General features: G+C 67.9%; 27 protein-coding genes and 1 pseudogene. 14 read left to right on the plus strand and 14 right to left on the minus strand.

Annotation, left to right across the window (positions count from 1 at the left end):
* Positions 1–10: 10 nt before the first annotated feature.
* Complete coding sequence (locus tag K3U96_RS00655) at positions 11–691, plus strand: class I SAM-dependent methyltransferase (protein WP_220691738.1); 681 nt, start codon at positions 11–13, stop codon at positions 689–691.
* A 72-nt stretch (positions 692–763) separates the two neighbouring features.
* Positions 764–1042 (plus strand): hypothetical protein, encoded by a 279-nt coding sequence (locus K3U96_RS00660; protein ID WP_230982321.1) that lies wholly within the window; start codon positions 764–766, stop codon positions 1040–1042.
* A 6-nt stretch (positions 1043–1048) separates the two neighbouring features.
* Here K3U96_RS00660 and K3U96_RS00665 read toward each other — a convergent pair whose 3' ends face one another.
* Positions 1049–2080: a fused (3R)-hydroxyacyl-ACP dehydratase subunits HadA/HadB gene (locus tag K3U96_RS00665; RefSeq protein WP_069403345.1), complete on the minus strand. Its 1032-nt coding sequence runs from the start codon at positions 2078–2080 to the stop codon at positions 1049–1051.
* A gap of 197 nt (positions 2081–2277) precedes the next feature.
* On the opposite strand from K3U96_RS00665, the gene K3U96_RS00670 reads away from it, so the two are divergent.
* Together K3U96_RS00670 and K3U96_RS00675 are read left to right on the plus strand one after the other, a co-directional pair.
* A complete protein-coding gene (locus K3U96_RS00670) occupies positions 2278–3096 on the plus strand; it encodes a formate/nitrite transporter family protein (RefSeq protein WP_220691739.1) in 819 nt (272 codons plus the stop codon).
* A 100-nt stretch (positions 3097–3196) separates the two neighbouring features.
* Positions 3197–3574 (plus strand): hypothetical protein, encoded by a 378-nt coding sequence (locus K3U96_RS00675; RefSeq protein ID WP_220691740.1) that lies wholly within the window; start codon positions 3197–3199, stop codon positions 3572–3574.
* 3 nt (positions 3575–3577) lie between these two features.
* Here the strand turns inward: K3U96_RS00675 and K3U96_RS00680 are convergent, their stop codons facing one another.
* Together K3U96_RS00680 and K3U96_RS00685 are read right to left on the minus strand one after the other, a co-directional pair.
* Positions 3578–4465, minus strand: coding sequence for a sulfite exporter TauE/SafE family protein (locus K3U96_RS00680; protein ID WP_220691741.1), 888 nt, complete (start codon positions 4463–4465; stop codon positions 3578–3580).
* Complete coding sequence (locus tag K3U96_RS00685) at positions 4462–5055, minus strand: rhodanese-like domain-containing protein (protein WP_230982322.1); 594 nt, start codon at positions 5053–5055, stop codon at positions 4462–4464. Before K3U96_RS00685 ends, K3U96_RS00680 begins: the two co-directional genes overlap by 4 nt.
* 195 nt (positions 5056–5250) lie before the next feature.
* On the opposite strand from K3U96_RS00685, the gene K3U96_RS00690 reads away from it, so the two are divergent.
* The 3 genes from K3U96_RS00690 to trxA are packed head-to-tail and all read left to right on the plus strand — an operon-like array spanning position 5251 to position 8278.
* Positions 5251–6630 carry a rhodanese-like domain-containing protein gene (locus K3U96_RS00690; RefSeq protein WP_220691743.1) on the plus strand — a complete coding sequence of 460 codons (1380 nt, stop codon included), beginning with the start codon at positions 5251–5253 and terminating at the stop codon, positions 6628–6630.
* A 29-nt stretch (positions 6631–6659) separates the two neighbouring features.
* Entirely contained in the window at positions 6660–7859 is a 1200-nt protein-coding gene (locus K3U96_RS00695; RefSeq protein ID WP_069403339.1) for an NAD(P)/FAD-dependent oxidoreductase, read from the plus strand.
* A gap of 41 nt (positions 7860–7900) precedes the next feature.
* Entirely contained in the window at positions 7901–8278 is a 378-nt protein-coding gene (gene trxA, locus K3U96_RS00700) for a thioredoxin (protein WP_220691744.1), read from the plus strand.
* Positions 8279–8288: 10 nt separating this feature from the next.
* On the opposite strand, the gene K3U96_RS00705 is transcribed toward trxA, so the two are convergent.
* From K3U96_RS00705 to K3U96_RS27250, 3 genes and pseudogenes are all read right to left on the minus strand, one after another.
* Positions 8289–9080 carry an enoyl-CoA hydratase gene (locus K3U96_RS00705; RefSeq protein WP_220691745.1) on the minus strand — a complete coding sequence of 264 codons (792 nt, stop codon included), beginning with the start codon at positions 9078–9080 and terminating at the stop codon, positions 8289–8291.
* A gap of 101 nt (positions 9081–9181) precedes the next feature.
* Positions 9182–9580 (minus strand): annotated as a pseudogene (locus K3U96_RS00710) (TSUP family transporter); the annotation flags it as partial.
* Positions 9581–9590: 10 nt separating this feature from the next.
* Complete coding sequence (locus K3U96_RS27250; protein ID WP_491562388.1) at positions 9591–9755, minus strand: DUF8730 family Cys-rich protein; 165 nt, start codon at positions 9753–9755, stop codon at positions 9591–9593.
* Between the two features lie 187 nt (positions 9756–9942).
* Between K3U96_RS27250 and K3U96_RS00715 the strand changes: the two genes are divergently transcribed.
* Together K3U96_RS00715 and K3U96_RS00720 are read left to right on the plus strand one after the other, a co-directional pair.
* Positions 9943–10212, plus strand: a complete 270-nt coding sequence (locus K3U96_RS00715; RefSeq protein WP_069408175.1) for a metal-sensitive transcriptional regulator — start codon at positions 9943–9945, stop codon at positions 10210–10212.
* A gap of 36 nt (positions 10213–10248) precedes the next feature.
* Positions 10249–10647 (plus strand): DUF302 domain-containing protein, encoded by a 399-nt coding sequence (locus K3U96_RS00720; protein WP_220691747.1) that lies wholly within the window; start codon positions 10249–10251, stop codon positions 10645–10647.
* A gap of 9 nt (positions 10648–10656) precedes the next feature.
* Here K3U96_RS00720 and K3U96_RS00725 read toward each other — a convergent pair whose 3' ends face one another.
* The 6 genes from K3U96_RS00725 to K3U96_RS00750 form a co-directional block, all read right to left on the minus strand.
* The gene (locus tag K3U96_RS00725; protein ID WP_220691748.1) at positions 10657–11589 is read right to left on the minus strand and encodes a LysR family transcriptional regulator; all 933 of its coding nucleotides are present in this window, start codon (positions 11587–11589) and stop codon (positions 10657–10659) included.
* 34 nt (positions 11590–11623) lie between these two features.
* On the minus strand, positions 11624–13987 hold the full coding sequence (locus tag K3U96_RS00730) for a CaiB/BaiF CoA-transferase family protein (protein WP_220691749.1): 2364 nt from the start codon (positions 13985–13987) through the stop codon (positions 11624–11626).
* A 5-nt stretch (positions 13988–13992) separates the two neighbouring features.
* The gene (locus K3U96_RS00735) at positions 13993–15180 is read right to left on the minus strand and encodes an acyl-CoA dehydrogenase family protein (RefSeq protein ID WP_220691750.1); all 1188 of its coding nucleotides are present in this window, start codon (positions 15178–15180) and stop codon (positions 13993–13995) included.
* Between the two features lies 1 nt (position 15181).
* A complete protein-coding gene (locus tag K3U96_RS00740) occupies positions 15182–16276 on the minus strand; it encodes an acyl-CoA dehydrogenase family protein (RefSeq protein WP_220691751.1) in 1095 nt (364 codons plus the stop codon).
* Between the two features lie 120 nt (positions 16277–16396).
* Complete coding sequence (locus tag K3U96_RS00745; RefSeq protein ID WP_230982323.1) at positions 16397–17059, minus strand: Rv1733c family protein; 663 nt, start codon at positions 17057–17059, stop codon at positions 16397–16399.
* A gap of 117 nt (positions 17060–17176) precedes the next feature.
* Positions 17177–19717 carry a DEAD/DEAH box helicase gene (locus tag K3U96_RS00750; protein ID WP_220691752.1) on the minus strand — a complete coding sequence of 847 codons (2541 nt, stop codon included), beginning with the start codon at positions 19715–19717 and terminating at the stop codon, positions 17177–17179.
* A 102-nt stretch (positions 19718–19819) separates the two neighbouring features.
* On the opposite strand from K3U96_RS00750, the gene K3U96_RS00755 reads away from it, so the two are divergent.
* The 5 genes from K3U96_RS00755 (at position 19820) to K3U96_RS00775 (ending at position 24678) form a co-directional block, all read left to right on the plus strand.
* Positions 19820–20377: a COG4315 family predicted lipoprotein gene (locus tag K3U96_RS00755; RefSeq protein ID WP_230982324.1), complete on the plus strand. Its 558-nt coding sequence runs from the start codon at positions 19820–19822 to the stop codon at positions 20375–20377.
* A gap of 59 nt (positions 20378–20436) precedes the next feature.
* Positions 20437–21267, plus strand: coding sequence for an LLM class F420-dependent oxidoreductase (locus tag K3U96_RS00760; RefSeq protein WP_220691753.1), 831 nt, complete (start codon positions 20437–20439; stop codon positions 21265–21267).
* A 62-nt stretch (positions 21268–21329) separates the two neighbouring features.
* Complete coding sequence (locus tag K3U96_RS00765) at positions 21330–22526, plus strand: acyl-CoA dehydrogenase family protein (RefSeq protein WP_069403812.1); 1197 nt, start codon at positions 21330–21332, stop codon at positions 22524–22526.
* Positions 22519–23682 (plus strand): acyl-CoA dehydrogenase family protein, encoded by a 1164-nt coding sequence (locus K3U96_RS00770; protein ID WP_230982325.1) that lies wholly within the window; start codon positions 22519–22521, stop codon positions 23680–23682. The genes K3U96_RS00765 and K3U96_RS00770 overlap by 8 nt, the downstream gene beginning before the upstream one ends.
* Before the next feature lie 54 nt (positions 23683–23736).
* On the plus strand, positions 23737–24678 hold the full coding sequence (locus K3U96_RS00775) for a mechanosensitive ion channel family protein (RefSeq protein WP_220691755.1): 942 nt from the start codon (positions 23737–23739) through the stop codon (positions 24676–24678).
* A gap of 9 nt (positions 24679–24687) precedes the next feature.
* Here the strand turns inward: K3U96_RS00775 and K3U96_RS00780 are convergent, their stop codons facing one another.
* Both K3U96_RS00780 and K3U96_RS00785 read right to left on the minus strand, forming a co-directional pair.
* A complete protein-coding gene (locus K3U96_RS00780; RefSeq protein WP_220691756.1) occupies positions 24688–25338 on the minus strand; it encodes an HD domain-containing protein in 651 nt (216 codons plus the stop codon).
* 103 nt (positions 25339–25441) lie between these two features.
* Positions 25442–26356, minus strand: a complete 915-nt coding sequence (locus K3U96_RS00785) for a GlxA family transcriptional regulator (RefSeq protein WP_372514998.1) — start codon at positions 26354–26356, stop codon at positions 25442–25444.
* Positions 26357–26360: the final 4 nt, after the last annotated feature.

The following is a 26360-nucleotide window of genomic DNA, read 5'->3' on the forward strand; positions in this document are numbered from 1 at the left end:
GACCACGAATATGACTGAACCGCACCGGGATTGGGACGACGCCTATCGGCAGGACACCCTGCCTCCGTGGAGTATCGGCGCGCCGCAGCCCGAACTGGCGGCGCTGATCGAGCAGGGCAGGGTGCGCAGCGAGGTCCTCGACGCCGGCTGCGGGCACGCGGAGTTGTCACTGGCCTTGGCGGCGCAGGGCTACCGCGTCGTCGGGCTGGACCTCAGCCCGACCGCCGTCGCGGCAGCCGCCGCAGCCGCCGCCGAGCGCGGGCTCGCCTCAGCCACGCTCGCCCAGGCCGACATCACCGACTTCGGTGGCTACGACGACCGGTTCAACACCGTGATGGACAGCGGATGCCTGCACACGCTGCCGGTCGAGCGTAGGCAGGCCTACGTCGAGGCGGTCCACCGGGCGGCGGCACCCGGGGCTGCGCTGTACATCTTGGCGTTCGCTGAACGGCCCTTCGGCCACGACGCGCCCGGCCCCAACGGCTTCACCGCCGACGAACTGCGCGACACGATCGCCACCCGGTTCACCGTCGACGATGTGCGTCCAGCGACGTTGTACGGCAAGGACATACCGCCTCCCGATGGCGGCGCCGCGACGACGAACGTCAAGCGCACCACCGACGGCCTGATGATGATGCCGGGACTCCTACTCAGCGCGCACAAGGACCCCAACGCTGACACCGTTTGCTGAAGTCACCGCGGGCGAACACGTCGGCGCTTATCATCGAGCTTGGCGAATGGCATCTGACCCTAGGTGGCTCACATGTTTGCGTTGATGCGTCTTGGGATGGCGACCGCGGTCCTCGCGGTGCTCTTCGCGGCTCCTGCCGCGGCCTCAGAGGACGAATACCTAGAAGGCTTGCAGGACCGGTATACGTTTCTGACTGCCGATCCGCTGCTCTCGGAGGGCTACCGGGTATGCGCAGCCAGCAGCGCGGGCGTCCTCGCACCCGATGCCGTCATCATGGTTCGAAAGGACCTCGGTGTGGCGACCGGCGCGGCGATGGACATTGTGAGCGCCGCGCTGCACGACTTGTGCTGAGCGCGCTCAGCGGAAGCGGATGTTCGTCGTCGCCAGGCCGAAGATCTTCTTTCCGGCCGACTTCGCCGCGACCACGACGACACCGGAGCGCGTCGCCGGATCCAGCGATTTGATCCGGCCGCTGAACTCGATGTCGGCGCCTTCGGTCGCCGAGACGATCGCGGGTGCGGACAGGCGCACCGCGTAACGGGTGACCGCGCCGGGATCGTTCGACCAGGCCGAGACGAACCCGGCACCCAGGCCCATGGTGAGCATGCCGTGGGCGATCACGTCGGGCAGCCCGGCCAGCTTGGCGATGTCCTCGTCCCAGTGAATCGGGTTGGCGTCGCCGGCCACGCCGGCGTAGTTCACCAGATCGCCGCGCGACAGCCGAGTGTGGCGCACCGGCAGTTCGTCGCCGACCGCCACGTCATCGAAGGACGGCGTGCCCGGCGTGCGGGTCGTGCCGCCGTCGGAGATCCGGATCTCGCCCTCGGGGCGCACGGTCTTGTGGTACGTGGAGTCCAAAGTGCTGACCCCCGAGAAGTCCACGTCGTGCATCATCGCGTTCTGCACCGCCGTTTTGACCTCCGGGTTGAGGTCCTCGGCGGTGACGCCGACGACGGTGGTGTGCAGCGTGTGCACCCGCTCGCCTGCGGTGTCGGTGAAGGTGTTGGTCACGGTGATCATGTCCCGGCCTGCGATCCTGCGCACCGACGTCAGCTCGACGTCGACCTGAAGCTCGTCGCCGGCCACGATCGGGCGGTGCTGCTCGAAGACCTCCTCGGTCTGCAGGTAGGTGTCGTAACCGACGACCACCTGCTCGAACATCCGGCGGTTGCAGGACATGCCGGGGGCCGAGGTGAACGTCAGCGGCGCCACCACGCCCGAATAGCCCAGCGCGGCGGCGGCGTCGACGTCCCAGTGCGCGGGGTGGTAGTCCTGCACTGCGCGGGCATACTCACGCACCTTCTCGCGGCCGACCAGGTAGGTGCCGTCCATCTGATAGTAGTGGCCGACCCGGGCTTCAAGCGCCGACGATTCTGCTGCTCTGGTCATGAAATTGCTCAACTCTTCTATCGGCTGGTTCGCTGAGGCCGACCAGAGAACCCTAACGCTGCCGGATCGGCGCTGATTATTGCGCTCAGGGCTGTGCTCTGTGCCGCGCAACGACCCTGGACGCAAAAACCGGTGCTTGGGCGGCCCGGCGGTGGGTATTCGTGACTGCCGCCGCCATCCGAGCCTGAGGACGACCCGTGAGCAAAACCAGCCAACGCGAGCTAGGTCAGTCGGACAGTCCCATCGAGGACGAACTGGAGGGCGCCTTCCAGAGGATGGTGGGGGAGGGCACTCAGCGCCTGCACCGCAGCTGGCGAGAGGTGCTGGTCACCGGCTTCTTCGGCGGCACCGAGGTGGCGGTCGGCGTCCTCGCCTATCTCTCGGTGTTGGCCGCGACGCACAACCAGCTGCTCGCCGGGCTCGCGTTCTCAATCGGCTTCCTGGCGCTGCTGCTCGGCCGCAGCGAACTGTTCACCGAGGGCTTTCTGGTGCCGGTCACCACGGTGGTCGCCAAGCGCGCCAGCATCGGGCAGTTGCTCAAGCTGTGGAGCGGGACGCTGATCGCCAACCTCGCGGGGGGCTGGCTGATCATGTGGCTGATCATGACCGCCTACCCGAAACTGCATGCGCAGACGATCGAGTCGGGCACCCACTTCGCCACCGCTCCGCTGTCGGCCGAGACGGTGACGCTGTCGCTGCTCGGCGGAATGGTCATCACGCTGATGACGCGGATGCAGCACGGCACCGATTCGACGTTCGGCAAGATCACCGCGGCCGTCGCAGGCGGGTTTCTGCTCGCCGGGCTGCAGATGTTCCATTCGATCCTCGACTCGCTGCTGATCTTCGGGGCGCTCATCACCGGCGCGGCGCCGTTCGGCTACTGGGACTGGCTGAGTTGGTTCGGGTACACCGCCGTCGGCAATGTCGTCGGCGGGCTGCTGCTCGTGACGCTTCTGCGGGTGCTGCGCAGCAAGGACCGACTGGAGGAGGAACGGCAGGACGCCGAGGCGTCTTGAGTCGAGTAGGTCCGACGTCAGGGGCTTGAGCTGGTCTTATATCCGGGTTTGGTTAACTCGGAGGAAGCTCAAGATCACACCTACGAGAAGGGACATCGACTTGGTTGCCATCCGCACCCCGTTGATCGCGACGTTTGCCGGGCTCGCCACCGCCGGCCTTTTGTTCGGCGCGGGCACCGCCGCGGCAGAACCCCACGGCGGGCTGCTCGACACCACCTGCACCTTCCCCCAGTTCCAGGCCGCCGCCCAGCAGCACGCCCCCGACCTCGCCGCCAACCCCGAACGGATGGGCAAGTTCGAGCGGATCCTCAACCTGTCCGTCGAAGAACGCCGCGCCAAGTTCGAAGAGAAGCGGGCGAACAAGCCGGAGATCAGCCCCGAGAAGCGCGCCAAGTGGGACGAGTGGAAGAACTCGCCGGAGGGGCAGGCGAAGATCGCCGCGATGAAGACCGTGCTGGACACCTGCCACCAGTTCTGATCGTCAGATCGCCGGGCTGGCCGCATTCAGCGTGGGTGCGGCCGCACCGGTGAGCCGTCGCAGCGGACAGATCTGCAGCCGGGCACATGCCAGCGTGGCGCCCGCCGCGATCGCGGTGAGCGCCGCCGCGGCCACCCCGACGCTCGGGTGGATCTCCTGACCCAGGATCACCGAGGACATCGCCAGCACGAACCAGCCGAAGGCTTTCCGCAGCACCTCGGGGTCGACCATCGCGGTCAGCCGGGCTCCGATGACCGAACCCACCACGGCCGCGCCGGTCACCGCCAGCGCGACCGTCCAATCGATCTGCACGCTGGACAGATAGCCGCCCAGGCCCGCGAACGACTTCATCGCGATCACGATCAGCGAGGTGCCGACCGCCACCGGCATCGGCAGGCCGCCGAGCAGGGCGAGCGCAGGCACCACGAGGAATCCGCCCCCGGCGCCGACCAGACCGGTGACCAGGCCCACCACCAGACCTTCGGCCAAGATCTTCGGCACCGGCAGGGCACGGTTGCCTGCGGTGGCCTCGACGTTCTTGCGGCCGCGCAACATGGCGGCCGCGGTGGCGATCATCATCACGGCGAAGCCGATGAGCAGCACGGTGCCCGGGATGTAGCGGGCCAGCAGTCCGCCCGCATAGGCGCCGGCCATGCCCGCGGCGCCGAAGATCAGGCCGGTGCGCCATTGCACCCGCCCGGCCCGCGCGTGCGAGATCGCACCGATCACGCTGGTGACGCCGACGACCAGAAGCGAGGTGGCGATCGCCTGTTTGGCGTCCATCCCCGCGACGTAAGCCAGCAGCGGAACGGTCAGGATGGACCCCCCGCCGCCGAGGAGCCCCAGCGCGACGCCGACGAACACGGCAAGGCCGATTGCCAACCCAATCATGATCTGCCGCCGCGTTTTTCGGTTGAGTCGACCAGTTGCGACACGATGGTCTGCGGGTCGCAGGAGGCGCCCCGGTTGTAGGGCAGCTTCGAGAGCAACATGCCCATCGCGCAGGTGTTGGACAGCGCCGCGATCGTGAGGCCGCCGCCGATGGCGCCCGCCACCCACTTGAGCCTTGGCGCGGCGATGCTGCCCAGGATGCTGGAGAGCACGATGCCGCCTGCTACCAGGCGGACCTGTCGCTCCAGGTCCCAACGTTCGACGCCGCGGTTGACCGCGAATCCCTTGGCTTCCCAGGCGGTGATGCCGCCGGCGAGGATGTGCACGTTGGTCAGCCCCGCATTGCGCAGCGTCTCGTCGGCCTGTGCGGCGCGCTGACCCGAGCGGCAGACCAGGACGACGTCTTGGTCGAGGTAGCGAATGATCTCGTCGCGGTGTTCGCGCAGCAGGTCCAGGGGCACGTTGTAGGCGCCGGCGATATGGGCGGTCTCGAACTCGCCCGGGGTGCGGACGTCGAGCACCCGCGGCGGGCTGGCCGATTCCAGCAGCTGGCTGAGGTCCTGGCAGTCGATGGCCATCGGTGCGGGCATCTTTGGCGTCCTTTCGAGCCGAGCGGGGGTACTTGATACCCCCAGGGGTATAGTCCCGCCCATGGTACACATACCCCTGGGGGTAAAGGCAAGGAGGAATACCTATACCCCCTAGGGTACTTGACATACCCAGAGGGGTATCGGCAGTCTGATGGTCAGACGGCCCCCGAGCACCGAAACGAAAGGACCGCCGCCATGAAATTCATCCAGTACTACTTGGACTGCCTGTCGCACGCGTCGTACCTGATCGCCGACGAAACCACCCGGCGCGCAGTCGTTGTCGACCCCCAGCGTGACGTGGCCGAGTACCTCGCGGATGCGAAGGAGATGGGATACACCATCGAACTCGTCATCGAAACGCACTTCCACGCCGACTTCCTGTCAGGCCACCTGGAGCTGGCCAAGGCCACCGGCGCCAAGATCGTGTACTCCTCGGTTGCCGAGACAGAGTTCGAGTCGATGGGCGTGGCCGACGGCGAGCGTTACTCGCTGGGTGAGGTGACGCTGGAGTTCCGCCACACCCCCGGCCACACGCCCGAGTCGCTGAGCATCGTCGTCTACCAACATCCCGACGACGAGGTGCCCTACGGGGTGCTGACCGGCGACGCGCTGTTCATCGGTGACGTCGGCCGGCCGGATCTGCTGGCCTCGATCGGGTTCACCCGTGAGGAGCTGGCCGACAAGCTCTACGACTCGCTGCACAACAAGCTGATCACCCTGCCCGATGCCACCCGGGTGTATCCGGCCCACGGCGCGGGTTCGGCCTGCGGCAAGAACCTGTCGACCGACCTGTGGTCGACGATCGGCGAGCAGAAGGAAACGAACTACGCGCTGCGCGCCCCCGACAAGGCCACCTTCATGGCGTTGGTCACCGAGGGTCAGCCACCGGCACCGAGTTACTTCGTCTACGACGCGATCCTCAACCGCAAGGACCGGGCACTGCTGGACGAGACCAAGATGCCGACGGCGATGAGCTACGAGCAGGTGCGCGAGGCGATGAACGCCGGTGCGATCCTGGTCGACGGCCGCGGACCGGAGGAGTTCGCTCTGGGGCATCTGCGCGGCGCGATCAACGTCGGGCTCGACGGCCGCTACGCCGAATACGCCGGATCGGTGGTGCCGACCGACGCCGACATCGTGTTGTTCACCGAACCCGGCCAGGAGATGGAAGCCAAGACCCGGCTGGCGCGCATCGGCTTCGACCGGGTGATCGGCTACCTGGACCGCCCGTTCGAGGTGATGTTCGACCACCAGGACGACGTGCAGATCGCGTCCCGGCTGACGGCCAGAGCATTCGACCAGCGCGCGGCCGAGCTGGCCGACCTGCAGATCGTCGACGTGCGCAACCCGGGCGAGGCCGCGGCGGGCACCATCCCGAATGCGATCGAGATCCCGGTGGGTCAGCTGCCCGGCCGGCTGAGCGAGCTGGATCCGGCCAAGCCGACCGTCGTCTACTGCGCCGGTGGCTACCGGTCGTCGGTAGCGGCCAGCCTGTTGCGGCACAACAGGTTCGCCGATGTCAGCGACATCCTGGGCGGCTTCGGCGCCTGGGCGGAATCCCGGCAGAGCGCCTGAGCCGACGTACCAGAAGGGAAAGCAAGGAGATGGTTACCGCCAAACACCAGGTCGTGATCATCGGAGGGGGCACCGCCGGAATCTCGGTGGCCGCCCGCCTCCTTCGGCGCGGCCACTCCGACGTTGCCGTCATCGAACCGTCCGACACGCACTATTACCAACCGCTGTGGACGCTGGTCGGCGGCGGGCGGGCAGACGCGTCGACGACCGCGCGGCCCGAGGCCTCGGTGATGCCCAGGAACGCGACGTGGATCAAGGACGCGGCCGCGGCAGTGGACCCCGACAACAACACAGTCACGTGTGCCGGCGGTGCGGTCTATGAGTACGACGTGCTCGTGGTCAGCCCGGGCATTCAACTGGACTGGGCGGACACCGAGGGGTTGTCCGACGCACTCGGCAAGGACGGGGTGTCGTCGAACTACCGGTTCGACCTGGCCCCGCGGACCTGGGATTTCATCCGCGACTTACGTTCGGGTACAGCGGTGTTCGCGATGCCCTCCGGACCCATCAAGTGTGCTGGGGCGCCGCAGAAGATCGCCTATCTGGCCAGTGACTACTGGCGATCGCAGGGGGTGCTCGACGACATCGACGTGCATCTGGTGGTGCCGACGCCGCGGCTGTTCGGGATCCCCGCGATCGCCGACAACCTCGACGCGGTCGCGGCGGAATACGGAATCACGGTGCACACCAACGCCGAGGTGACCTCCGTTGACGCCGAGGCCCGCAAAGTGGGCGTGACGGCCACCGGTGCCGGCGGGTCCGACACCATGCTGTCCTACGAGGTGTTGCATGCCGTACCGCGTCAGTCGGCACCGGACTGGATCAAGGCCAGCCCGTTGTCGACCGGCGATGCGGGTGGTTACGTCGAGATCGACAAGCACACCATGCAACACGTGCGCTACCCGAACGTGTTCAGCCTCGGGGACGCCGGATCGTCACCGAACTCCAAAACCGGTGCCGCGATCCGCAAACAGGCCCCGGTGGTGGTCGACAACATCGACGCGTTCCTCACCGGCCGGCCACTGCAAGCCTCCTACAACGGTTACGGATCATGTCCGATCGTCACCTCGTCGCACGCGATGCTGCTCGCCGAGTTCGACTACGACCTGAACATCACCCCGTCGGTGCCGCTGCTGGACCCGACCAAGCCGCACCGAAGCTACTGGTACCTCAAAAAATACGGGCTGCCGTTCATGTACTGGAACCTGATGCTCAAGGGGCTCGCGTAGCAGCCGGCAGCGCTGGACACAAACACGGAAAGGAAACGATCATGACAACCAAGACCCTGACCTACGACAATTTCGAGTCGACTATCGTCGGGAATCCGATCGTGCTGGTGGACTTCTGGGCGTCGTGGTGTGGACCCTGCCGCGCGTTCGCCCCGATCTTCGAACGTTCCGCGGCCGCGCACCCCGACGTCGTCCATGCCAAGGTCGACACGCAAGCCGAGCGCGACCTTGCGGCAACCCTGGAGATCCGGTCGATCCCGACGGTGATGGCCTTTCGCGACGCCGTGCTGGTGTACAGCCAGCCCGGAGCGATGCATCCGGCGGCGCTCGAGGACTTGATCACCCGGGTGAAGGGACTCGACATGCAAGACGTCCGCGCCAAGATCGCCGCGCGCAAGGCGGCGTCGTCGACGGGTTAGGTCCGATCGGTCACGTCGTCGGCGCTGGCGACCAACGGGGAGCACGCTTTTCGATGAAGGCCTGGACCCCCTCGAGGGCGCACGGATCCATCATGTTGTGCGCCATCGTCGCACCCGCGTCGTCGTAGGCGGTCTCGATGCCGACGTCGAGCTGGCGGTAGAAGAGCGCCTTGCCTGTCGCGACGGCGACGCGCGGCTTGGCGACGATGTGTGCCACCAGTGCCGCGATCTCGTCGTCGAGCCTGTCCGGCGCGGCGACCCGGTTGACCAGGCCCAGCGCGCGGGCCTGCTCGGCGGAGACGAACTCGCCGGTGACGAGCATCTCGAACGCGGCCTTACGGGGCACATTTCGCGACAGCGCCACTCCCGGGGTGGCGCAGAAGAGCCCGACGTTGATGCCGCTGACCGCGAAGCGCGCGTCCTGGCTCGCCACCGCGAGGTCACACATCGCGACGAGTTGGCAGCCGGCGGCCGTCGCGAGACCGTGCACACGTGCGATCACCGGGACGGGCAGGCGTTGGATCGCCAGCATCACGGCCGTGCACTGTGCGAACAGCTGCTGGTAGTACTCGAGCGAGGGCTCGGCCCGCATCGCCTTCAAGTCATGACCGGCGCAGAACGCCTTTCCGGCCGCTCCGAGCACGACGGCGCGGACGGCGTCGTCGTCGGCAAGGGTGTCGACGTCCTCGCCGAGCGCAGTGAGCAGCGCCTCGGAGAGCGCATTGAAGGTTTGCGGACGGTTCAGGGTCAGCGTGACGACGCCGCGCTCATCGCGGTCTTGCAGCACCAGGGGTTCATCCATCACCTTGACCTCGCTCGCGGCTCGAACTCTCGATTGTGGTCCACATCCCGTGTCACGGTCGCCGATTGGCCAGCGCGGTCCCGATTCGGCCTAATGGACCGTCAAGCCGGCCTTGGCGGCGTTCTCGAAAGGAAGACGGTGTCGACGAGTACGTAGGCGGCGACGACGAAGACGAGGTAGTCGAACCAGCGCTGCAGCCGGACGGTGTCGGCCTTGGTGCCGAAGTATCCGGCCACCAGCGATGCGACCACCGCGGCGCCGACGAACGCCGCCGTGAGCGACCAGTCGGCGCCGACGTCGTGCAGGTGCGAGAAGATGCCGGCGGCGGAGTTGGGGATGATAATCAGCAGCGAAGTGCCGATGGCCGTGGACATTTCCACGCCGAGCACGACCACCGGCGTCGGGATGATGAGGAACCCGCCACCCACGCCGAACAGTCCGGTCAGCAGGCCGACCACCAGGCCGGCGCCGATCGATCGTGGGAGACAGCGACGCCATGAAGGTTGCGGGTTATCGACGCCAGAATTTGCGCCCGCGTTGTGGCGCCGGCTCGGTGACGCGCGCACATGAGCACTGCTGCGCGGCCGGCACGGACCGCATCACTTCGTCGACATGCTGGCCACAGCCGTCCCATGTCGTCTTACCGCAGGCCGGGCATTGAACTGGGTAACACATCGCCGAACCCCCTTTCCTGTGTCGAAGAACGAAGATACCCCTATGGGTATATATCCTACGTGGTGGAGAAATTATTTCCAAGGCTTGTAGCTGGCCCGCCGGGGGAATCTGACCGCCGCGGGCGGTGTTGAACTGGTGAAACATACCCCCACGGGTAATATGGGACTTCTAGTGGAAGGACACGGAAATGGTCGGTGACCAGGAATCCATCGACGCAGTGCTGAACCGGCTGCGGCGCGCGCAAGGCCAGCTCGCGGGGGTGATCTCGATGATCGAGCAGGGCCGCGAGTGCAAGGACGTCGTGACCCAACTCGCGGCGGTGTCACGGGCGCTCGACCGCGCCGGCTTCAAGATCGTCGCGACCGGTTTGCGCGAATGCATCGCCGGTGACCATGAGGGCAACGAAAAACCGATGACCGAGGCGGAATTGGAGAAGCTGTTTCTCGCACTCGCCTGATTGTTCGAAGCGATAAGGACAGACAAAGGAGTCAACATGAGCATCGCTCTGGCGACCAGCCTGAAGACGTCGTTCGACGACGCCGTCACCCGTACCCGGGAGGCACTGGCCGAGCAGGGCTTCGGTGTGCTGACCGAGATCGATATCAAGGCCACGCTGAAGACCAAGCTCGACGCGGACATGGAGAACTACCTGATCCTCGGTGCGTGCAATCCGCCGCTGGCACACCAGGCACTTGGCGTGCAACGTCAGATCGGGCTGCTGCTGCCGTGCAACGTCGTGGTGCGCAGCGATCCCGACGACCCGGACACGACGCTCGTCGAGGCGATGAATCCCCAGTTGCTCGTCGACGTCACCCATGATCCCGGCCTGACGCCGGTCGCAGAAGAAGTCGGAGCCAAGCTGCAGGCGGTCATCGACGCGCTCGGCGCCTGACCGCGCCGTTCACGTGCCCCGGCGCACGGGTCCCAGGCGGTCGGCGATCTGCTCGACGGCCGATTCGATCTCGGCGAGCCTGCCGCCTAGCCGCTCGGGCGCCCATGCCAAGGCGATACGCGCTGGCGCCCAGTTGCTTTCATCGATCGGAATGAGCCTGAACTCCGGCGGGGAGAACATCTTGCCAATGAACGAGTCGGGGGCATAGCTCACCAGCGCGACGAGGTGCCGGTTGAAAACCTGGGTGGCCATTTCGAGTTCGCCACCCCGCTGGTTCGTCGTGCGCACGATGCGGTGCACGCCGCGGCTGTTGAGCCCACGGGTCAAACCGGCCAGCACCACCGGGTTGGGCCGGGCGAAGTCGATGACCACGTCGCGCTCGCGTAACTCCTCGATCTCGACCAGATCCTTGTCCGCGAGGGGATCGTCGAACCGGACCGCGATCGCACCCTGGTAGCTCGCCACCACCTTCGACCGCAGCCGTTTATCGTTGGCGGGCAGGTGGATCAGACCGAGTTCGGCGTGCCCGCCGATCAGTTTGGCGGCCACCTCGGTGCCCGAGCCCGGGACGCTGAACTCGGTCGGCCGGCGAAGGCTGACGAGCACCGTCTCCAGTTGGGCGAGCAGGTCGGAGGGCGCGTAGGCGGTGGCGCTCACCCGGATCGGGGCCCGACCCTGCACGCCTTCTTCGGCGGCAGCCTTGAAATCCTGGACCTGGCGCAGGATCTCGCGCGCGGGACCGAGCAGCTTCTCGCCGAGCGGGGTCAGGCGCACATCGTGGTAACCGCGCTCGAACAGTGCTCCGCCCAGTTCCTTTTCGAGGAGTTTGATCTGCTTGCTCAGCGGCGGCGGCGTGATCATCAACTTCTCGGCGGCTCGCTTGAAGTGCAGTTCGTCGGCGACCGCGACGAAATACCTGAGCCTGGTGAAGTCGATGTCCATTCCTGCCGGTCTCAAACGGGTGTGCACCCGAATGCTACGAGATGACCGGCGCGCCCTGCGTAGACCCGACCGTGGTCTCGAGCACCCCGCGTTCGTGCAGCGCGGCGATCTGCGTCGGCTCGAGGCCTAACAGTTCCGCGGCGATCTCGGCGGTCTGCTCACCGATCAGCGGGGCTTGGCGCAACGGCGGATCGGCCACGTGATCGCAGTGGATCTGCACGTTTTCCATCACGAACGGGACGTCTCCGTGCGGATGGAGTTCCTCGCGGAACGCGCGCCGTTGCCCGTAGTACGCCCACGACGGAAGCTCGTCGGCGTGCAGAACGGCGCCCGCGGGCACGCCGGCGGCCTGCAGCTTCTCCATCGCCTCGGTCGCCTCGTGCCGGGCCGTCCAGGCGCGCACCGCGTCGGGATCGACCTCGCCCTCACCGGGGATGCCCAGCACCCAGCGCAACGCCTGGCGATCGGCGTCATCGCGCACGGTGACCGCGATCCAGCTGTCGTGACCGGCGGCGGGGAACAGGCCCCACGGAGTGCCGCGATCGCGGTCGGAGCGCGGATGCCCTACGCGCTGCAGCGCCTCGGCGGCGATGTCGGCGGCGACGTGGCTGAGCATGACCTCTGCCTGCGCGATGCTCGCCGATCCGCCTTCGCCGGTGCGTTCCCGGCGCAGCAGCAGCGCCATCGCCGACAGTGCCCCGATCCTGGCGGCGACGTGATCGGGGTAGACCGTCACGGTGTCACAGAAGGTCTCGGGGTCGTCGGGGTACACCCACAGGTTCGTGAACCCGACCGCGGCGCGCACCAGCGGTCCGTACCCGAGCCGCTTGGCCCACGGCCCGTTCGGGCCGAACGCCGAACTGTCCACCACGACGATGCCGGGGTTGATCCGCCGCAGCGTCGCGTAATCCATTTCCAGCGTCTCAGCGACACCGGGCTTGAAATTCGTCAGCACCACATCGGAGGACTCGACGAGGCGGTGCGCCAGCGCGCGCCCCTCGGCGGTGCGTAGATCCAGGCCGATCGACCGTTTGTTGCGGTGCCCCGCGGCGAACGGCTGGGTCATCGTCGTGAGCTTGCCGACCCGCAGCCCGTCGGGGTGCGCCGAGTGCTCGATCTTGACGACGTCGGCGCCCAGGTCGCCGAAGACGCGCCCGGTGTCGGCTCCGACCACGATGACGCCGAGGTCCAGGACGCGGATGCCCTCCAGCGGCAGGCCCTCGCCGCGGCGCGGTCGGGCCGCCAACAGCGGCGCGGCGGTAACGCGGACGTCCGGCACCGACGGCGCGTTCAGTGCGCTCGCCCGGTGCCCGTCGATCTCGCTGACCCCGACCGGGACCGGTGCCACCATCCCGGGCGCCAACTCCACATCGCGGAAAAATCCGCGGGCACTGAAGTGTTCGGCGGTCAACGCCTCCGACAAGCTCAGCACCGCTGCGGTGGGCACGCCGTGGGCCTGGCCCGCAGCCTCGAGTTCGGCGCGGGTTTTGTCGGCGCAGAAGCCCGCGATGGCCTCGAGCAGATGGGGTGAACGGAAGCGCTTGCCGAGCTTGTCGAAGGCGGGATCGGCGAACTCTTCGGGGCTGCCCATCCACGTGAACATGCCCCGCCATTGGCGTTTGGACAGAATGCAGATACGGACGTGACCGTCCTTGCACGGAATGATCGGATAGCGCTGCTGTTCGGCGTTCCAATCCCGTTGCTGTGCACTGACCGCGACGCCCGCCGACGCGCTGCCCGCCGAACCGAACGGCGGATCGAGCGTCTGCATCGCGCCCTCGAGGATCGAGAAGTCGATCAAATCGCCCTCGCCGGTGCGCAGCCGATCCACGTGGACGGCCAGCGTCATCGCCGCGGCGTGTGCGGCGGCCACCGAATAGGGCAGTTCGGCGGGCGGGACGAGCGGTTCGCGCCCTGGAATTCCCGACCGCGACAGTTCACTGGTCAGCGCGTGGAAAACCGGACCGGTGCCCTGCCAGGTGCGGTAGTCGGTGTCGCGGCCGAAGTCGCTGAGCGACAGGATCACCAGCGCCGGATGCCTGCGGCGGATCTCGCGCACCGCCAGCGACGCTTCGGCGAGTGAGCCGGGGCGGGTGCTCTCGATGAAGATGTCGGCATCGGCGAGCAGTTCCTCGAACTCGGCGCCGCCCGCCGCGGTGCAGGGATCGAGTTCGATCGTCGCCATGCCGTAGCGGTTGATCGCGGTCTGGACCGGCACCGCGCCGACATGCGGGCCGACCACCTCATCGTCGCTGACGCCGGCCAGGCGCAGCACCGTGACGTGCGCACCGAGATCGGCGAACAGGCGGCCGACGGCGGTCATCGGCCCCGACGTCAGGTCGAGGATCCGCGTGCCCAGCAAGGGCGGATCGTAGGTGGCGCCGGTCACCTCGGACATGCGGGTCAACTCCGGCGGGCCTGACGGAACGGGATGTCGCGGTCGGTCTCGGGTTCCTTGGGCAGGCCGAGCACCCGCTCGCCGATGATATTGCGTTGGATCTGGTCGGTGCCCCCGCCGATCGAGGTGAAGTACGCGTTGAGCGTGAGGAAGTTGACGTCGTCGGCGACCGGGTTGTCGGGGCCGGCCAACAGCGCTTGCGCTCCGATGATCTGGGTCTTCATCGCCGCCTCGGTGTGCAGGATCCGCGACATCGCCAGCTTGCCCAACGACATGATCGAGCTCGAGGTGCCCTGTGTGGTCGCGGCTTTCGCGCGCGCGTTGTTGAGCTTGTTGAGCTCGCGCAGCGCCAGCACCTTGGCCAGGGGATAGCGCACCGCGGGATCGTCGAGGACGCCGTGTTCGCGTGCGAGCTCGATCAGGCTGTCGGCCTTGCGGTTACGCGACCCGCGTCCGCTGTCGCCCATGATCGAACGTTCGTAGGCCAGCGCGGTTTGCAGCGCGCGCCAGCCGTTGCCCTCACCGCCGAGCAGATAGTCGTCGGAGACGGTGGCGTCGCTGATGAACACCTCGTTGAAGTGCGACTCCCCGGTGATCTGCACCAGCGGGCGCACCTCGATGCCGGGCTGCTTCATCGGCATGATGAACAGGCTCAGCCCTTTGTGTTTGGGGACGTCCCAGTCGGTGCGCGCCAGCAGCAGCGCGTAGTCGGCGGTCAATGCCCCCGATGTCCACACCTTCTGGCCGTTGACCACCCACTGGTCGCCGTCTTTGACCGCGGTGGTGCGCACGGCCGCCAGGTCCGAACCAGCGCCCGGCTCGCTGTAGAGCAGGCAGGTGCGGGACCGCTCAACCAGGAAGTCGCGCAGCAGATCCCGCTTGAGGGCGTCGGTGCCGAGTTTCAGCGCGGTGTTGGCTGGGATGTTGTACTTATCCTGTCGGGCGCCCGGCGCCTTGATCGCCGAGAACTCCTGGCCGATGACGTTGGCCAGCTCGCCCGGATAGCCGCGCCCGAACCATTCGGTGGGATAGGTGGGCACCGCGTAGCCCGCGTCGAGCACCTTCTCCAGCCACGCGATCCGCTCCGGGGTCGACACCCACGGGTCGTCGGCCTTGGGCAGCGGAGACCAGTTGGCGCTCAGCCACTCTCGTACCTCCGTGCGCAGGTCGTCGGCAGCGGGAAGCGAGGTCATGTCAGGCACCCTTCGAGACGAGGTAGCGCTCGCGATGAAGACGTGAGCCGCCGAACAGATGTGTCCCGGTGCGCGCGCGGCGCAGGAACAGGTGGGCGGGGTGCTCCCAGGTGAAGGCGATCCCGCCGTGCATCTGAATGGCGTTCATCGCGATGGTTTCGTAGGCTTCGGCGCAGGTGAAACCGGCCAACGCGACCGCCCCGCCCGCGGTTTCGCTGTGCGACGCGGTTTCGGCGGCGGCGTGCTGAGCCGCCGATGTGGCGTTCTCGACCTCGAGCAGCAGGTCGGCGGCCATGTGTTTGAGCGCTTGGAAGCTGCCGATCTGGCGGCCGAACTGCACGCGGGTCTTGAGGTATTCGACGGTGATGTCGAAGATACGCCTTGCCCCGCCCACCTGTTCTCCTGCCGAGCCGATGACCGCGTAGTCCAACGCCTGCTGCACGGCGTCCCAACCGGCGGTGCCCAGCCGCCGTGCCGGGGTGCCCGCGAAGGTGAACGTCGACAGCCGCACGGTCGGGTCGAAAACCGTTGCCGCCGTGCGTACGAAGCCCGGCGCATCGGGTGAGACCTCGAAGACGCCGACGCCGTCGCCGGCGCGGGCCACGACGAGCACCACGTCGGCCACCTGCCCCCAGGTCACGTAGTGCGCCGCACCGCTGAGGCTGCCGTCGGCGCCGGAGACGACGTCGACGCCGTCGGCGGTCCACGTCCCGGACGGGCCGGTGAGCGCGACGGTGCCGATCGACGTGCCGTCGGCCAGCCCGGGCAGCAGCCGCTGTTTGTCCTCGTCGGAGCCCGCGGCCGAGATGAGCGCCACCGTCAGCACCGCGCTGGAGAGAAACGGCGCGGGCAGCAGCGCCGCGCCGGTCTCCTCGGCGACGGCTTCGAGTTCCAGCGCGCCGAAACCCAGCCCGCCGTGATCGCCGTCGACGAGCATGCCGAGCACGCCCTGCTCGGCGAGATGACGCCACAGCTCACGGTCGAAGCCATCGTCTGAGCCCATCACGCGGCGCACGTCGGCTTCGGTGCACTTGTCGCCCAGCAGCTCACCGACCGCCGTGCGCAGTTCGGCGCGTTCGGCCACGCTGATCGTCATCGACTCCGCCTCTCCTGGCTTGTTGCGTCCATGTTCACGCCGGGGCGCCAAGGTGTAAATCACGAATCGGCTCACCAGCGGGTTTCCGATCGGGACATGCCCGTGCGAAACCCCCGGGTGCTACTGGGTTCGGCTTCGGCCCTGGCCGTCGCTCTGCTCGAGCAGCCGGTCCAGGCCACGCTGCCAACGGGCGATGCGGCGCCGGTCGCCCAGCACCCGGGTGGTGACCGTCAGCGCCGCGGCGATGCCGGAGACGCCCAGCCAGATCAGCACGGCCACCGTCACCGCTTCGGCGGCCGCGCGGGTCGTCGTCGCAGGCGCAGGCACCTGGTTGCCGTGGTGATCGACCCAGATCTCGACCGGATCACCGATATCGCTCCACGAGTCGGCCGCGACGAGACCGGTGTGCACCGTTCCGTCGACCGACCACCGGGCAGGCAGGACGACGGACGCCGACTGCGGGCCGTCGGTGGTGGGTGGGATCGCGGTGATCGTCGCGACCACCCGGGTACTCGCGTCGGCCTGTTCGCTGTAGACCATCCGCTTGGAATCAAAAAGCGCGGTGCCGACGGCCCCGGCGATCGGCACCGCGATCAGCGAGACCACGACGGCCATGGCCACGACCAGGGCCTCGATCCTGTCGATCGTCCGCACCAGCGGGCCACCACCTCGCAGCCGCACCAGCAGTGGCCACCGGGGCAGCCCGAGGGTGAAGGTGGTCACATCATCGTCAGGCCGCCGAACGGCGATCCTGCGCTGATCGTTGCCACCGCGGCGGTGCACCGTGAGCTCCTCTCGGGTCGGCGTTTTCCTCCATGGTCGTCGCGATCACCGGGGCGCGCTTGCCGCGCTCGGACAACGACGCGCACCTGCGTTGTGGGGCCGCCACAAAAACCCGGGCTAGTCGAACCGGCCCGCGTCGAGCACCCGCAGCACCGCTGCGCCCGCCTCGTCGGATTCGGCGAGATCGACCTCGGCGGTGAAGCCCCAGTCGTGATCACCCGCCGGATCGTCGAAGATCTGCCGCACCCGCCACACCTGCGGCGTGCGGTCGATGATCAGCAGCGCCGGTCCGCGGGCGTCGGCGCCGGTGCCGACGTCGTCGTGCTCGTCGAAGTAACCCTCGCCGACCTGCGCCCAACGATCGGCCGTCCAGCCCGATCCGGTGTCCAGCGCGCCGAGTTCGGCCCAGCGCCGCCGGGCGAACAACTCCACCCGCCGGAACAACACGTTGCGCACCATCGCCGTGAACGCGCGTTCGTTGCCGGTGAGCGGACGCGGCCGGGCAGGCACCGCCACCGGCGCGTCGTGCGGTTGCTCGGGGCTGGTCAGCTGCTCCCACTCGTCGAGCAGGCTCGAATCGACCTGGCGGACAAGCTCGCCGAGCCACTCGACGATGTCGGTCAGCTCCTCGGTTCTGGCGGCGGCGGGCACCCCGGAGCGCAGCGCCTTGTACGCGTCGGACAGGTAGCGCAACACCGCGCCCTCCGAGCGGGTCAACCCGTAGTCGCTGACGTATTCGCGGAACGTCATTGCGCGTTCCCACATTTCGCGCGCCACCGACTTCGGTGCCAGCCGGGCGTCGGCGGCCCACGGGTTGCTCTGCAGGTACACCTCGAAGGTGTGCTCGAGCAACTCCTCCAGCGGCTTGGGGTAGGTGACGTCGTCGAGCAGTTCGATGCGTTCCTCGTACTCGATGCCCTCGGCTTTCATCGCCGCCACCGCTTCACCGCGGGCCTTGTTCAGCTGCGCGGCCAATATCTGGCGCGGATCCTCCAGCGTCGCCTCGATCACCGAGACCACGTCGAGTGCAAACGTTTCCGACGCCGGGTCGAGCACGTCGACGGCGGCCAGCGCAAACGTCGAGAGGGGTTGATACAGCGCGAAGTTCGGCGGCACGTCGACGGTCAGCTGATATCGGCGGCCGTCTGGTGCTGGTTCCTCGAGCCGTTCCACCACCCCGGCCTGCAGCAGTGACCTGGCGATGCCGACGGCCTCGCGGATGTGCTGCAGTTGGCGTTTACGCGGCTCGTGGTTATCGGTGAGCAGCCGCCGCATCGCCTCGAACGGGTCACCGGGACGTGCGACCACGTCGAGGATCATCGCGGTCGATACCCGCATGTTGCTGGTCAGCGGTTCGGGGGTGGCCTCGATCAACCGGTTCATGGTGGCTTCACTCCACGGGACCATGCCCTCGGGTACCTTGCGGCGCACCAACTTTCGGCGTTTCTTCGGATCGTCGGCGACCTTGGCGAACTGTTTGAGGTTCTCCACCTCGTGGTCGGGCGCCTGCACGACGACGGTGCCCGCGGTGTCGTAGCCGGCCCGGCCCGCCCGGCCTGCGATCTGGTGGAACTCGCGCGCGTTGAGCAGCCGAGTGCGCACACCGTCGTACTTCGACAGCGCCGAGAACACCACGGTGCGGATCGGCACGTTGATCCCGACGCCGAGAGTGTCGGTGCCGCAGATCACCTTGAGCAGGCCGGCCTGCGCCAGCTGTTCGACCAGCCGCCGGTACTTCGGCAGCATCCCGGCGTGGTGCACGCCGATGCCGTGGCGCACCAGCCGGGACAGCGTCGCACCGAAGGCCGTGGAGAACTGGAACGCGCCGATCAGGTCCCGGATCTCGGCCTTCTCCTGCTTGGTGCTGACGTTGACGCTCATCAGCGCCTGCGCGCGTTCCAGCGCCGAGGCCTGGGTGAAGTGCACGATGTAGATCGGCGCCTGCCGGGTGTCGAGCAGGTCGCCGATCGTCTCGTGCATCGGGGTGGTCGCATACGAATAGAACAGCGGCACGGGACGTTCGGCGTTGGCGACCAGCGCGGTCGGCCGTCCGGTGCGCCGGGTGAGGTCGTCGCGCAGGAACGTGACGTCGCCCAGCGTCGCCGACATCAGCAGGAACTGCGCCCGTGGCAACTCCAGCAGCGGCACCTGCCACGCCCACCCCCGGTCGGGGTCGCCGTAGAAGTGGAATTCGTCCATCACGACCAGCCCGATATCGGCGTTCGGGCCTTCGCGCAGCGCGATATTGGCCAGCACCTCGGCGGTACAGGTGATGATCGGCGCCTCGGCGTTGACCGCGGCGTCGCCGGTCAGCATGCCGACGTTGGCCGCGCCGAAAACCTCGCACAGCGCGAAGAACTTCTCGCTGACCAGCGCCTTGATGGGGGCGGTGTAATAACTTCGCCGCCGCGCGGCCAGCGCCGCGTACAACGCACCGGTGGCCACCAGCGACTTCCCCGAACCGGTCGGGGTCGCCAGGACGACGTTGGCGCCGCTGACCAACTCGATCAGCGCCTCCTCCTGCGCCGGGTACAACACGGTGCCGTTGGCCTCGGCCCATGCGGCGAACGACGCGAACAACTCGTCGGGATCGGCGCCCTTGGCGCGCAGCGTCGACAGATCGCCCGGATCGTCGAGCAGACGGGCCGTGTCGGTCATCGCATCACCAACCGCCTCTCGCTGCTCGTTGCCGCCACCCCTGAGCATGCCCTGCCGTATCGAACGGGTTTGAGCGGCATCGCGGCTGGAAAAGGGTGGGGCATGTCCAAGCCACGAACCGCGGCGTCGATGCTCGCGCTCAGCGCGCTCCTTCTGACCGGTTGCTCGGCGTTCACGAACAAGGCGGCCACCGGTTCTGCCACGTCGACCACCCAGAGTGCGCTGGCCGCACCCAGGACCGATGCGGTGACCCCGGCGCCCGTGCCGCCGCCGGCGACCACCGGCGTCCTGCCCACCCGGGAGGTGTCGTTGACGATCGACGACCGAGGCGACCTGGGTGAAATCGTGGTCGACAGCACCGGACACGCCCTCTACGCCTTTTCGGCGGACCAGCCCGATGAGCCCACCTGCTATGACGCCTGCGCCGACACCTGGCTGCCGCTGCTGGCCAGCGGTGCGCCTGCCGGCACCATCGGCATCGACGTGGCGTCGGTGCACAGCGTGCCGCGCAGCGACGGCGGGAACCAGGTGACCTACAAGGGGACACCTCTGTACCGGTACGCAGGCGACACCGGGGACCGGGTCGCCAACGGGCAGGGCCTGGACATGTTCGGTGGTGAATGGCACGTGCTGAGAAAGGACGGCCGACCGCTGGCCTGAGGAATAGCCTCGAACAGACGGGCGTTGCTCGCGCCTGACGACGGCAGTTAGGTGCGCGCATGGAATTCGGGATCTCCACCTTCGTCAACGACGACACCAGCGACCCGGTATCGCTGGCACGGGCCATCGAAGAGCGCGGCCTGCACGCGCTGGCGATCGCCGAGCACACCCACATCCCGGCGAGCCGCGAGTCGGCCTACCCCGGTGGCGGTGAGCTGCCCAGCGTCTACTACCGCACGCTGGACCCGTTCGTCACGCTCGCCGCCGCGGCGGCCGTCACCTCCAAGATCGAGCTGATCACCGGTATCGCCCTGCTCATCCAGCGCGACCCGATCATCACGGCCAAGGAGGCCGCCAGCATCGACCTGATCTCGGGCGGACGGTTCGGGTTCGGGGTCGGCGCCGGATGGAACATCGAGGAGTTGCGCCACCACGGCACTGATCCGAAAACGCGCGGCGCGCTGCTCGACGAACGCATCGAAGCCATCAAGGCGCTGTGGACCACCGAACCCGCCGAATACCACGGCCGCTACGTCGACTTCGACGCGTCCTATCTGCGTCCCAAGCCCGTGCAGAAACCGCACCCGCCGATCTTCATCGGCGGCGACTCCGACGCCACCGTCAAGCGCGTCATCCGGCACCAGGCCGGTTGGATGTCCAACCCGCTGCCGGTCGAGCGGCTGACCAAGCGCATCGATCAGATGCGTGCGGGGGCCAGCCACGACGTCCCGCTCACCACGTTCGGCACGCCGATCGACCCGGATTACTGGCAGGCGCTGGAGGATCTCGGCTACCGGCAGGCCAACCTGCTGCTGCCGACCAAGCCGCTGGACGCATCGCTTCGGCTGCTCGACGAGTACGCCGAGGCAGTCGCCAAGTACCGCGGCTGACTCCGGCGAGCAAGGGGTATCCCCGTGCTCGTCGACGGGTGTCGAGTTCCTATTGTGGCGGGATGAGCAATGACGCTGATGCCGAGCGGGTCGCCGAACGGGCCCGCGGGGTCGTCGCCGACCACGACCCGAAAACGGTGCCGATCCCGGAGTTCCTCGGTGCCTGCTACGACGCCGGCCTGTCGTGGGTGCACTTCCCCGAAGGCCTCGGCGGGCTCGGGGTGTCGCGCGGTCTGCAGGCCGTCGCCGACCGGATCCTGCAGGGTGCCGGCGGGCCGGTGCCGCTCGGGCTGAACCCGATGGGCTACGGCATGGCGGCGCCGACGATCCGCGAGCACGCCCAGACCGACGACGTGAAGCGGCAATGGCTGCGGCCGCTGGCCACCACCGAGGACCTGTGGTGCCAGCTGTTCTCCGAGCCCGGCGCCGGGTCGGACCTGGCCGGGCTGGCCACCTCGGCGGTGCTCGACGGAAACGAATGGGTGATCAACGGCCAGAAGGTCTGGACCAGCCTCGCGCACCGCGCACGCTGGGGGCTGCTGCTGGCACGCACCAACCCCGACGTGCCCAAGCACAAGGGCCTGACCTACTTCGTCGTCGACATGCACGGCCCGGGTGTGGAAACCCGGCCGCTGCGCCAGATGACCGGGCAGGCCGAGTTCAACGAGGTGTATTTCTCCGACGCCCGGATCCCCGACAAGCACCGGCTCGGTGAGGTCGGCAACGGCTGGAACGTCGCGATGACCACGCTGATGAACGAGCGCACCGCGCTGGGCGGAAGCGGCAGCAGGCGCGGTGCGGGCACCATCTCCGACGCCACCGGGCTGTGGGCGTCGCGGCCCGAGCGGCACACCCCGGTGCTGCGTGACCGGCTGACGCAGCTGTGGCTGCGCTCGGAGGCGCAGCGGCTCACCTCGGAACGCTCACGCGCCACGGCAACGGTCGGCGGTCCCGGTCCGGAGGGTTCGATCGGCAAGCTGGTCGGCGCCGAGCTCAACCAGGACATCTACCAGTGGTGTATGGACTTCCTCGGGCCCGAAGGGCTGCTGTACCACGGCTACGGGCAGGGCGCAGGCACCCGCGACGGGGATGACTGGCAGGGACCCATTCAGCAGCGGTTCCTGCGCAGCCGTGCCAACACCATCGAAGGCGGTACATCCGAAGTGATGCGCAACATCCTCGGCGAGCGGATCCTCGGGTTGCCCGGTGATCTGCGCGCCGATGCGGGTATGCCGTGGAAGGAGATTCCCCGTGGCTGAGCAGGCTGAATACCGGTTCACCGACGAACAGAACCAATTGCGGGCTGCGGTAAGGAAGTTCAGCGCCGAGCACTTCTCCGAGGAGAAGGTCCGTGAGCTGATGGAGGCCGACGCGCCGTATGACCCCAAGGTGTGGGCGCGTCTCGGCGGCGAACTCGGTGTCCTGGGTCTGTCGGTGCCCGAGGCCGACGGCGGTGTCGGCGGCACCCTGATCGATCAGGCCGTGGCGATCGAGGAACTCGGCGCACGGTTGGCGTGCGGACCGCTGTTCGGCACGGTCTACCTCGCCATTCCGGCGTTGGTGGCCGCGGGCGCCGGCGCCGCGCGCGACGAAATGCTGGGCGAGCTCATGGCGGGCACCCGCACCGCGGCGGTCGCGGTCGCCGATCAGGCCGGGGTCTTCGACCCGGCCGCGGTGACGGTGACCGCAGCCGCAGACACCTTGTCGGGCACCGTGACTCAGGTGGTCGACGCCGGGATCGCCGACGTGCTGCTGGTCGCCGCGCGTGGATCCGACGGTGTCGCTCTGTACGCCGTGGACACCACCGCGACCGGCGTGCAGCGCACCGCGCTGGCCACCCTTGACCTCACCCGGTCCGCGGCAAACGTCACGCTCACCGACGCGCCCGCCCGGGTGATCGCCGGCCCCGACGAGACCACCCGGGTGCTCAACCACGCGCTGCAGGTGGGAGCGGCATTGCTCGGCGTCGAACAAGTCGGCGCCGCCCAGCATCTGCTCGACCTGTCCGTCGAGTACGCGAAGTCGCGGCTGCAGTTCGGCAGGCCGATCGGATCCTTTCAGGCCGTCAAGCACCGCCTGGCCAACCTGCTCGTCGACGTCGAACATGCGAGATCGGCTGCCTATCATGCGATCTGGGCGCTGGCCGACGGATCCGACGACCCGGCGCTCGCGACGAGTATCGCCCAGGCGGTGTGTTCGTCCGCGCTGACGCATGTCGCCACCGACACCATCCAGGTGCACGGCGGCATCGGGTTCACCTGGGAGCACCAGGCGCACCTGTATTACAAGCGGGCCACCACCGACGCCGTGCTGCTGGGCAGCGCCGAGCAGCACCGGGATCGGGTCGCCGCGATGGTGCTGGACAACGCCGAAACCGAACGGACACCGCGGGTCGCCGACGGTCTCACCGGCTGAGAGGCGTTCGTCACCCGATTGTTCTGCGCCCGGGATGATCCGTACGGTCGGGGCATGGACGTTTACGCCCTGGCTTTCGAATGGACGGAGACAAACCGGCACTGGCTCATCGAGGTGCCTGTACGAATCGCGGTGTACCTGGGGGTTGCCTTGTTCGTGCGGTACCTGCTGCACCGCATGATCGATCGGGCCACCGGCCGGCGCCGCAAGAAGCGCGATGAGAAGGCCCAAGCCCAGGCGAAGCCGCCGATCATCCGGCATCTTCGCGACCGCGTGCCGAAGACGGCCAGCGGCCCGCAGGTAGCCGAACGGCGGCTGCAGCGCGCCAAGACCATCGGCTCGGTGCTCAAGTCGATCGTGTCGATCGTGCTGCTCACCTGGGTCATCCTGGCGATCCTCAGCGTTGTCGGGGTGAACATCGCGCCGTTCATCGCCTCTGCGGGCGTGGTCGGCATCGCCATCGGCTTCGGCGCGCAGAACCTGGTGCGCGATTTCGTGACCGGCGTGTTCATGCTGCTCGAGGATCAGTACGGGGTCGGCGACATCGTGGACCTCGGCGAGGTGATCGGCGAGGTGCAAAGCGTCGGGTTGCGGATCACCACGCTGCGCGACATCGACGGCACGCTGTGGTACGTCCGGAACGGCGAGATCCTGCGGGTCGGCAACATGAGCCAGGAGTACGCCGTGGCGCGGATCGAGTTGCCGGTCGCGTTGACCGCCGACGTGGCGAAGGCCGAGCAGGTCGCGCTCGACGCGACCAAGGCGGCCATCGCCGAACCGCCGATGGCCGACAAGGTGCTCGGCGAACCCGAAATGCTCGGAGTGCAGGAACTCTCACCGGACCTGCTGACCTTGCGGATGACCGTGAAGACGCGGCCCAACGCCCAATGGTCGGTGCAGCGCAAACTGCGCGGGGAGATCCTGCGCGCCTACGACGAGAACGGCATCGACCTGCCGTATCCGCGCGGACGCATCCACGCCGTGGTCGGACGTTGACGGGCGGCCCTACTCCGGCCAGTTGTTCTCCAGGATGACGTCGACGAAGTTGTCGCGTTGGAACGACGGGTCGTAGCGCTGCAGCACGTCGGCGTTGACGGTGCCGAAGGTGCTGCGCGGCCGATGCGCCATACCGTCGGTGAACGCCTGCAGGATCCGGCGTTTGAAGTCCGGGCGCGGGTGCGCGGCGGTCACGTCCGTCAGCTGTTGTGCGGATAGTTCGTCGCGCCCGAAACCCAGCACGTCGGTCTCGACGCCTGCGGTGACCAACGCGATCTCGGGATCGAGGAACTCCGGTATACCCGGCGTGGTGTGCAGCGCGATGGCCAGCCACACTTTGCGGGCGTCCTGGGCGGCTATTCCGTGCTCCAGCAGGAAGTCTCGCGCAGCGTTGGCGCCGTCGACCTCGAATCGCCCGTGCGACGTGCGGTAGCGCTGGGTGAGCCCGATGTCGTGGAACATCGCGCCCACATAGAGCAACTCGAGGTCGGGTTGCAAGCCGAGCCGGCGACCGTGCAACGCACCGAACAAGAACACCCGCCGGGAATGGTTGAACAGCAACTCGTCCTCGACGGATGCGATCATCTCGGTGGCGTCTCGCACCAGCGGGGTGTCCGGTATCGCCACTCCGGCAATTGTTTCTGTCGATTCGGTGTTCATCGGCTGTCTCCCTTCGTCAGTGGCCAGTGTGCGGCCGCGGCGGGCGGGGTGAGAGCGGCTGATGTGCCACGTTTCCCACAAGAAGCGACATCGGCGCCAACCCTCAATGGGCTGTGCGGAATCGGTCCCGGTAGTTCTTGGGCGAGACGCCGAGCGTGTCGGCGAACACCCTCCTGAGGGTTTCTGGGCTGCCGAAACCGGCCAGCCGGGCGCTGTCGCTGACGCTGCGTCCGGCATCGAGCGCGGCCCGTGCGGCATCGACGCGGACCATCTCCACGTACCGGGCCGGTGTGGTGCCCAGCTCGGAGTGGAACAGCCGCGTGAGCTGTCGCGTGCTCAATGAGGCTTGCCGGGCAAGGCTTTTCACGCTGTGATCGGCGGCGGGGTCGGCGGCGATCGCATCGGTGACGGTGCGAAGCGGCGACTGCGGCGCCGGATCGGCCTCCACGAGCACCGAGAACTGCGACTGACCACCCGCGCGCTTGAGATACACCACCAGCGAACGCGCCACGTCGCGCACCAGGTCGGCCCCGTGGTCCTGCTCGACGAGCGCCAGCGCGAGATCGATCCCCGCCGAAACGCCCGCGGAGGTGTACACGTGCCCGTCGCGGACGAAGATGGCGTCCGGCTCCACCCGGACATCGGGGTAGGCGCGGGCGAGCAGGCGGGCATGGCGCCAGTGTGTCGTGGCGCGCCTGCCCGACAGCAGGCCGGCCTGCGCCAGGATGAACGATCCGGTGCAGATGGATGCCAGCCGCCGCGTCCGGTCCGAAACGAAACGCACCGCCTCGACCAGCGCGGGATCGATGGCCTGGCCCACCAGGTTGTCACCGCCTGCGACGACGACCGTGTCGGCGTGCTCGACGGCCGAGATCCGTTGGCTCACTGCCAAACCCGCCCCGACCGATGTCGGAACGTCACGCCCGTCCGGCGATGCCATCGCGATCCGGTATTCGGCGCCGAACCGGTTGGCTTCGGCGAACACCTCGGCTGCTCCCGCGGCGTCGAGCAGTTTCATCCCG

This window comes from Mycolicibacterium holsaticum DSM 44478 = JCM 12374, from assembly GCF_019645835.1.
Classification (GTDB): Bacteria; Actinomycetota; Actinomycetes; order Mycobacteriales; family Mycobacteriaceae; genus Mycobacterium; species Mycobacterium holsaticum.

Bases quoted from the DNA above. Each gene is read 5' to 3' on its own strand.
- K3U96_RS00720 (WP_220691747.1), top strand. From the start codon at position 10,249: ATGAGCATCGCTCTGGCGACCAGCCTGAAGACGTCGTTCGACGACGCC.
- K3U96_RS00680 (WP_220691741.1), bottom strand. From the start codon at position 4,465: ATGATTGGGTTGGCAATCGGCCTTGCCGTGTTCGTCGGCGTCGCGCTG.
- K3U96_RS00760 (WP_220691753.1), top strand. From the start codon at position 20,437: ATGGAATTCGGGATCTCCACCTTCGTCAACGACGACACCAGCGACCCG.
- K3U96_RS00775 (WP_220691755.1), top strand. From the start codon at position 23,737: ATGGACGTTTACGCCCTGGCTTTCGAATGGACGGAGACAAACCGGCAC.
- K3U96_RS00685 (WP_230982322.1), bottom strand. From the start codon at position 5,055: ATGCCCGCACCGATGGCCATCGACTGCCAGGACCTCAGCCAGCTGCTG.
- K3U96_RS00655 (WP_220691738.1), top strand. From the start codon at position 11: ATGACTGAACCGCACCGGGATTGGGACGACGCCTATCGGCAGGACACC.
- K3U96_RS00705 (WP_220691745.1), bottom strand. From the start codon at position 9,080: ATGGATGAACCCCTGGTGCTGCAAGACCGCGATGAGCGCGGCGTCGTC.
- K3U96_RS00750 (WP_220691752.1), bottom strand. From the start codon at position 19,717: ATGACCGACACGGCCCGTCTGCTCGACGATCCGGGCGATCTGTCGACG.
- K3U96_RS00765 (WP_069403812.1), top strand. From the start codon at position 21,330: ATGAGCAATGACGCTGATGCCGAGCGGGTCGCCGAACGGGCCCGCGGG.
- K3U96_RS00695 (WP_069403339.1), top strand. From the start codon at position 6,660: ATGGTTACCGCCAAACACCAGGTCGTGATCATCGGAGGGGGCACCGCC.
- K3U96_RS00725 (WP_220691748.1), bottom strand. From the start codon at position 11,589: ATGGACATCGACTTCACCAGGCTCAGGTATTTCGTCGCGGTCGCCGAC.
- K3U96_RS00755 (WP_230982324.1), top strand. From the start codon at position 19,820: ATGTCCAAGCCACGAACCGCGGCGTCGATGCTCGCGCTCAGCGCGCTC.
- K3U96_RS00735 (WP_220691750.1), bottom strand. From the start codon at position 15,180: ATGACCTCGCTTCCCGCTGCCGACGACCTGCGCACGGAGGTACGAGAG.
- trxA (WP_220691744.1), top strand. From the start codon at position 7,901: ATGACAACCAAGACCCTGACCTACGACAATTTCGAGTCGACTATCGTC.
- K3U96_RS00690 (WP_220691743.1), top strand. From the start codon at position 5,251: ATGAAATTCATCCAGTACTACTTGGACTGCCTGTCGCACGCGTCGTAC.
- K3U96_RS00660 (WP_230982321.1), top strand. From the start codon at position 764: ATGTTTGCGTTGATGCGTCTTGGGATGGCGACCGCGGTCCTCGCGGTG.
- K3U96_RS27250 (WP_491562388.1), bottom strand. From the start codon at position 9,755: ATGTGTTACCCAGTTCAATGCCCGGCCTGCGGTAAGACGACATGGGAC.
- K3U96_RS00715 (WP_069408175.1), top strand. From the start codon at position 9,943: ATGGTCGGTGACCAGGAATCCATCGACGCAGTGCTGAACCGGCTGCGG.
- K3U96_RS00740 (WP_220691751.1), bottom strand. From the start codon at position 16,276: ATGACGATCAGCGTGGCCGAACGCGCCGAACTGCGCACGGCGGTCGGT.
- K3U96_RS00665 (WP_069403345.1), bottom strand. From the start codon at position 2,080: ATGACCAGAGCAGCAGAATCGTCGGCGCTTGAAGCCCGGGTCGGCCAC.
- K3U96_RS00780 (WP_220691756.1), bottom strand. From the start codon at position 25,338: ATGAACACCGAATCGACAGAAACAATTGCCGGAGTGGCGATACCGGAC.
- K3U96_RS00785 (WP_372514998.1), bottom strand. From the start codon at position 26,356: ATGAAACTGCTCGACGCCGCGGGAGCAGCCGAGGTGTTCGCCGAAGCC.
- K3U96_RS00730 (WP_220691749.1), bottom strand. From the start codon at position 13,987: ATGTCCGAGGTGACCGGCGCCACCTACGATCCGCCCTTGCTGGGCACG.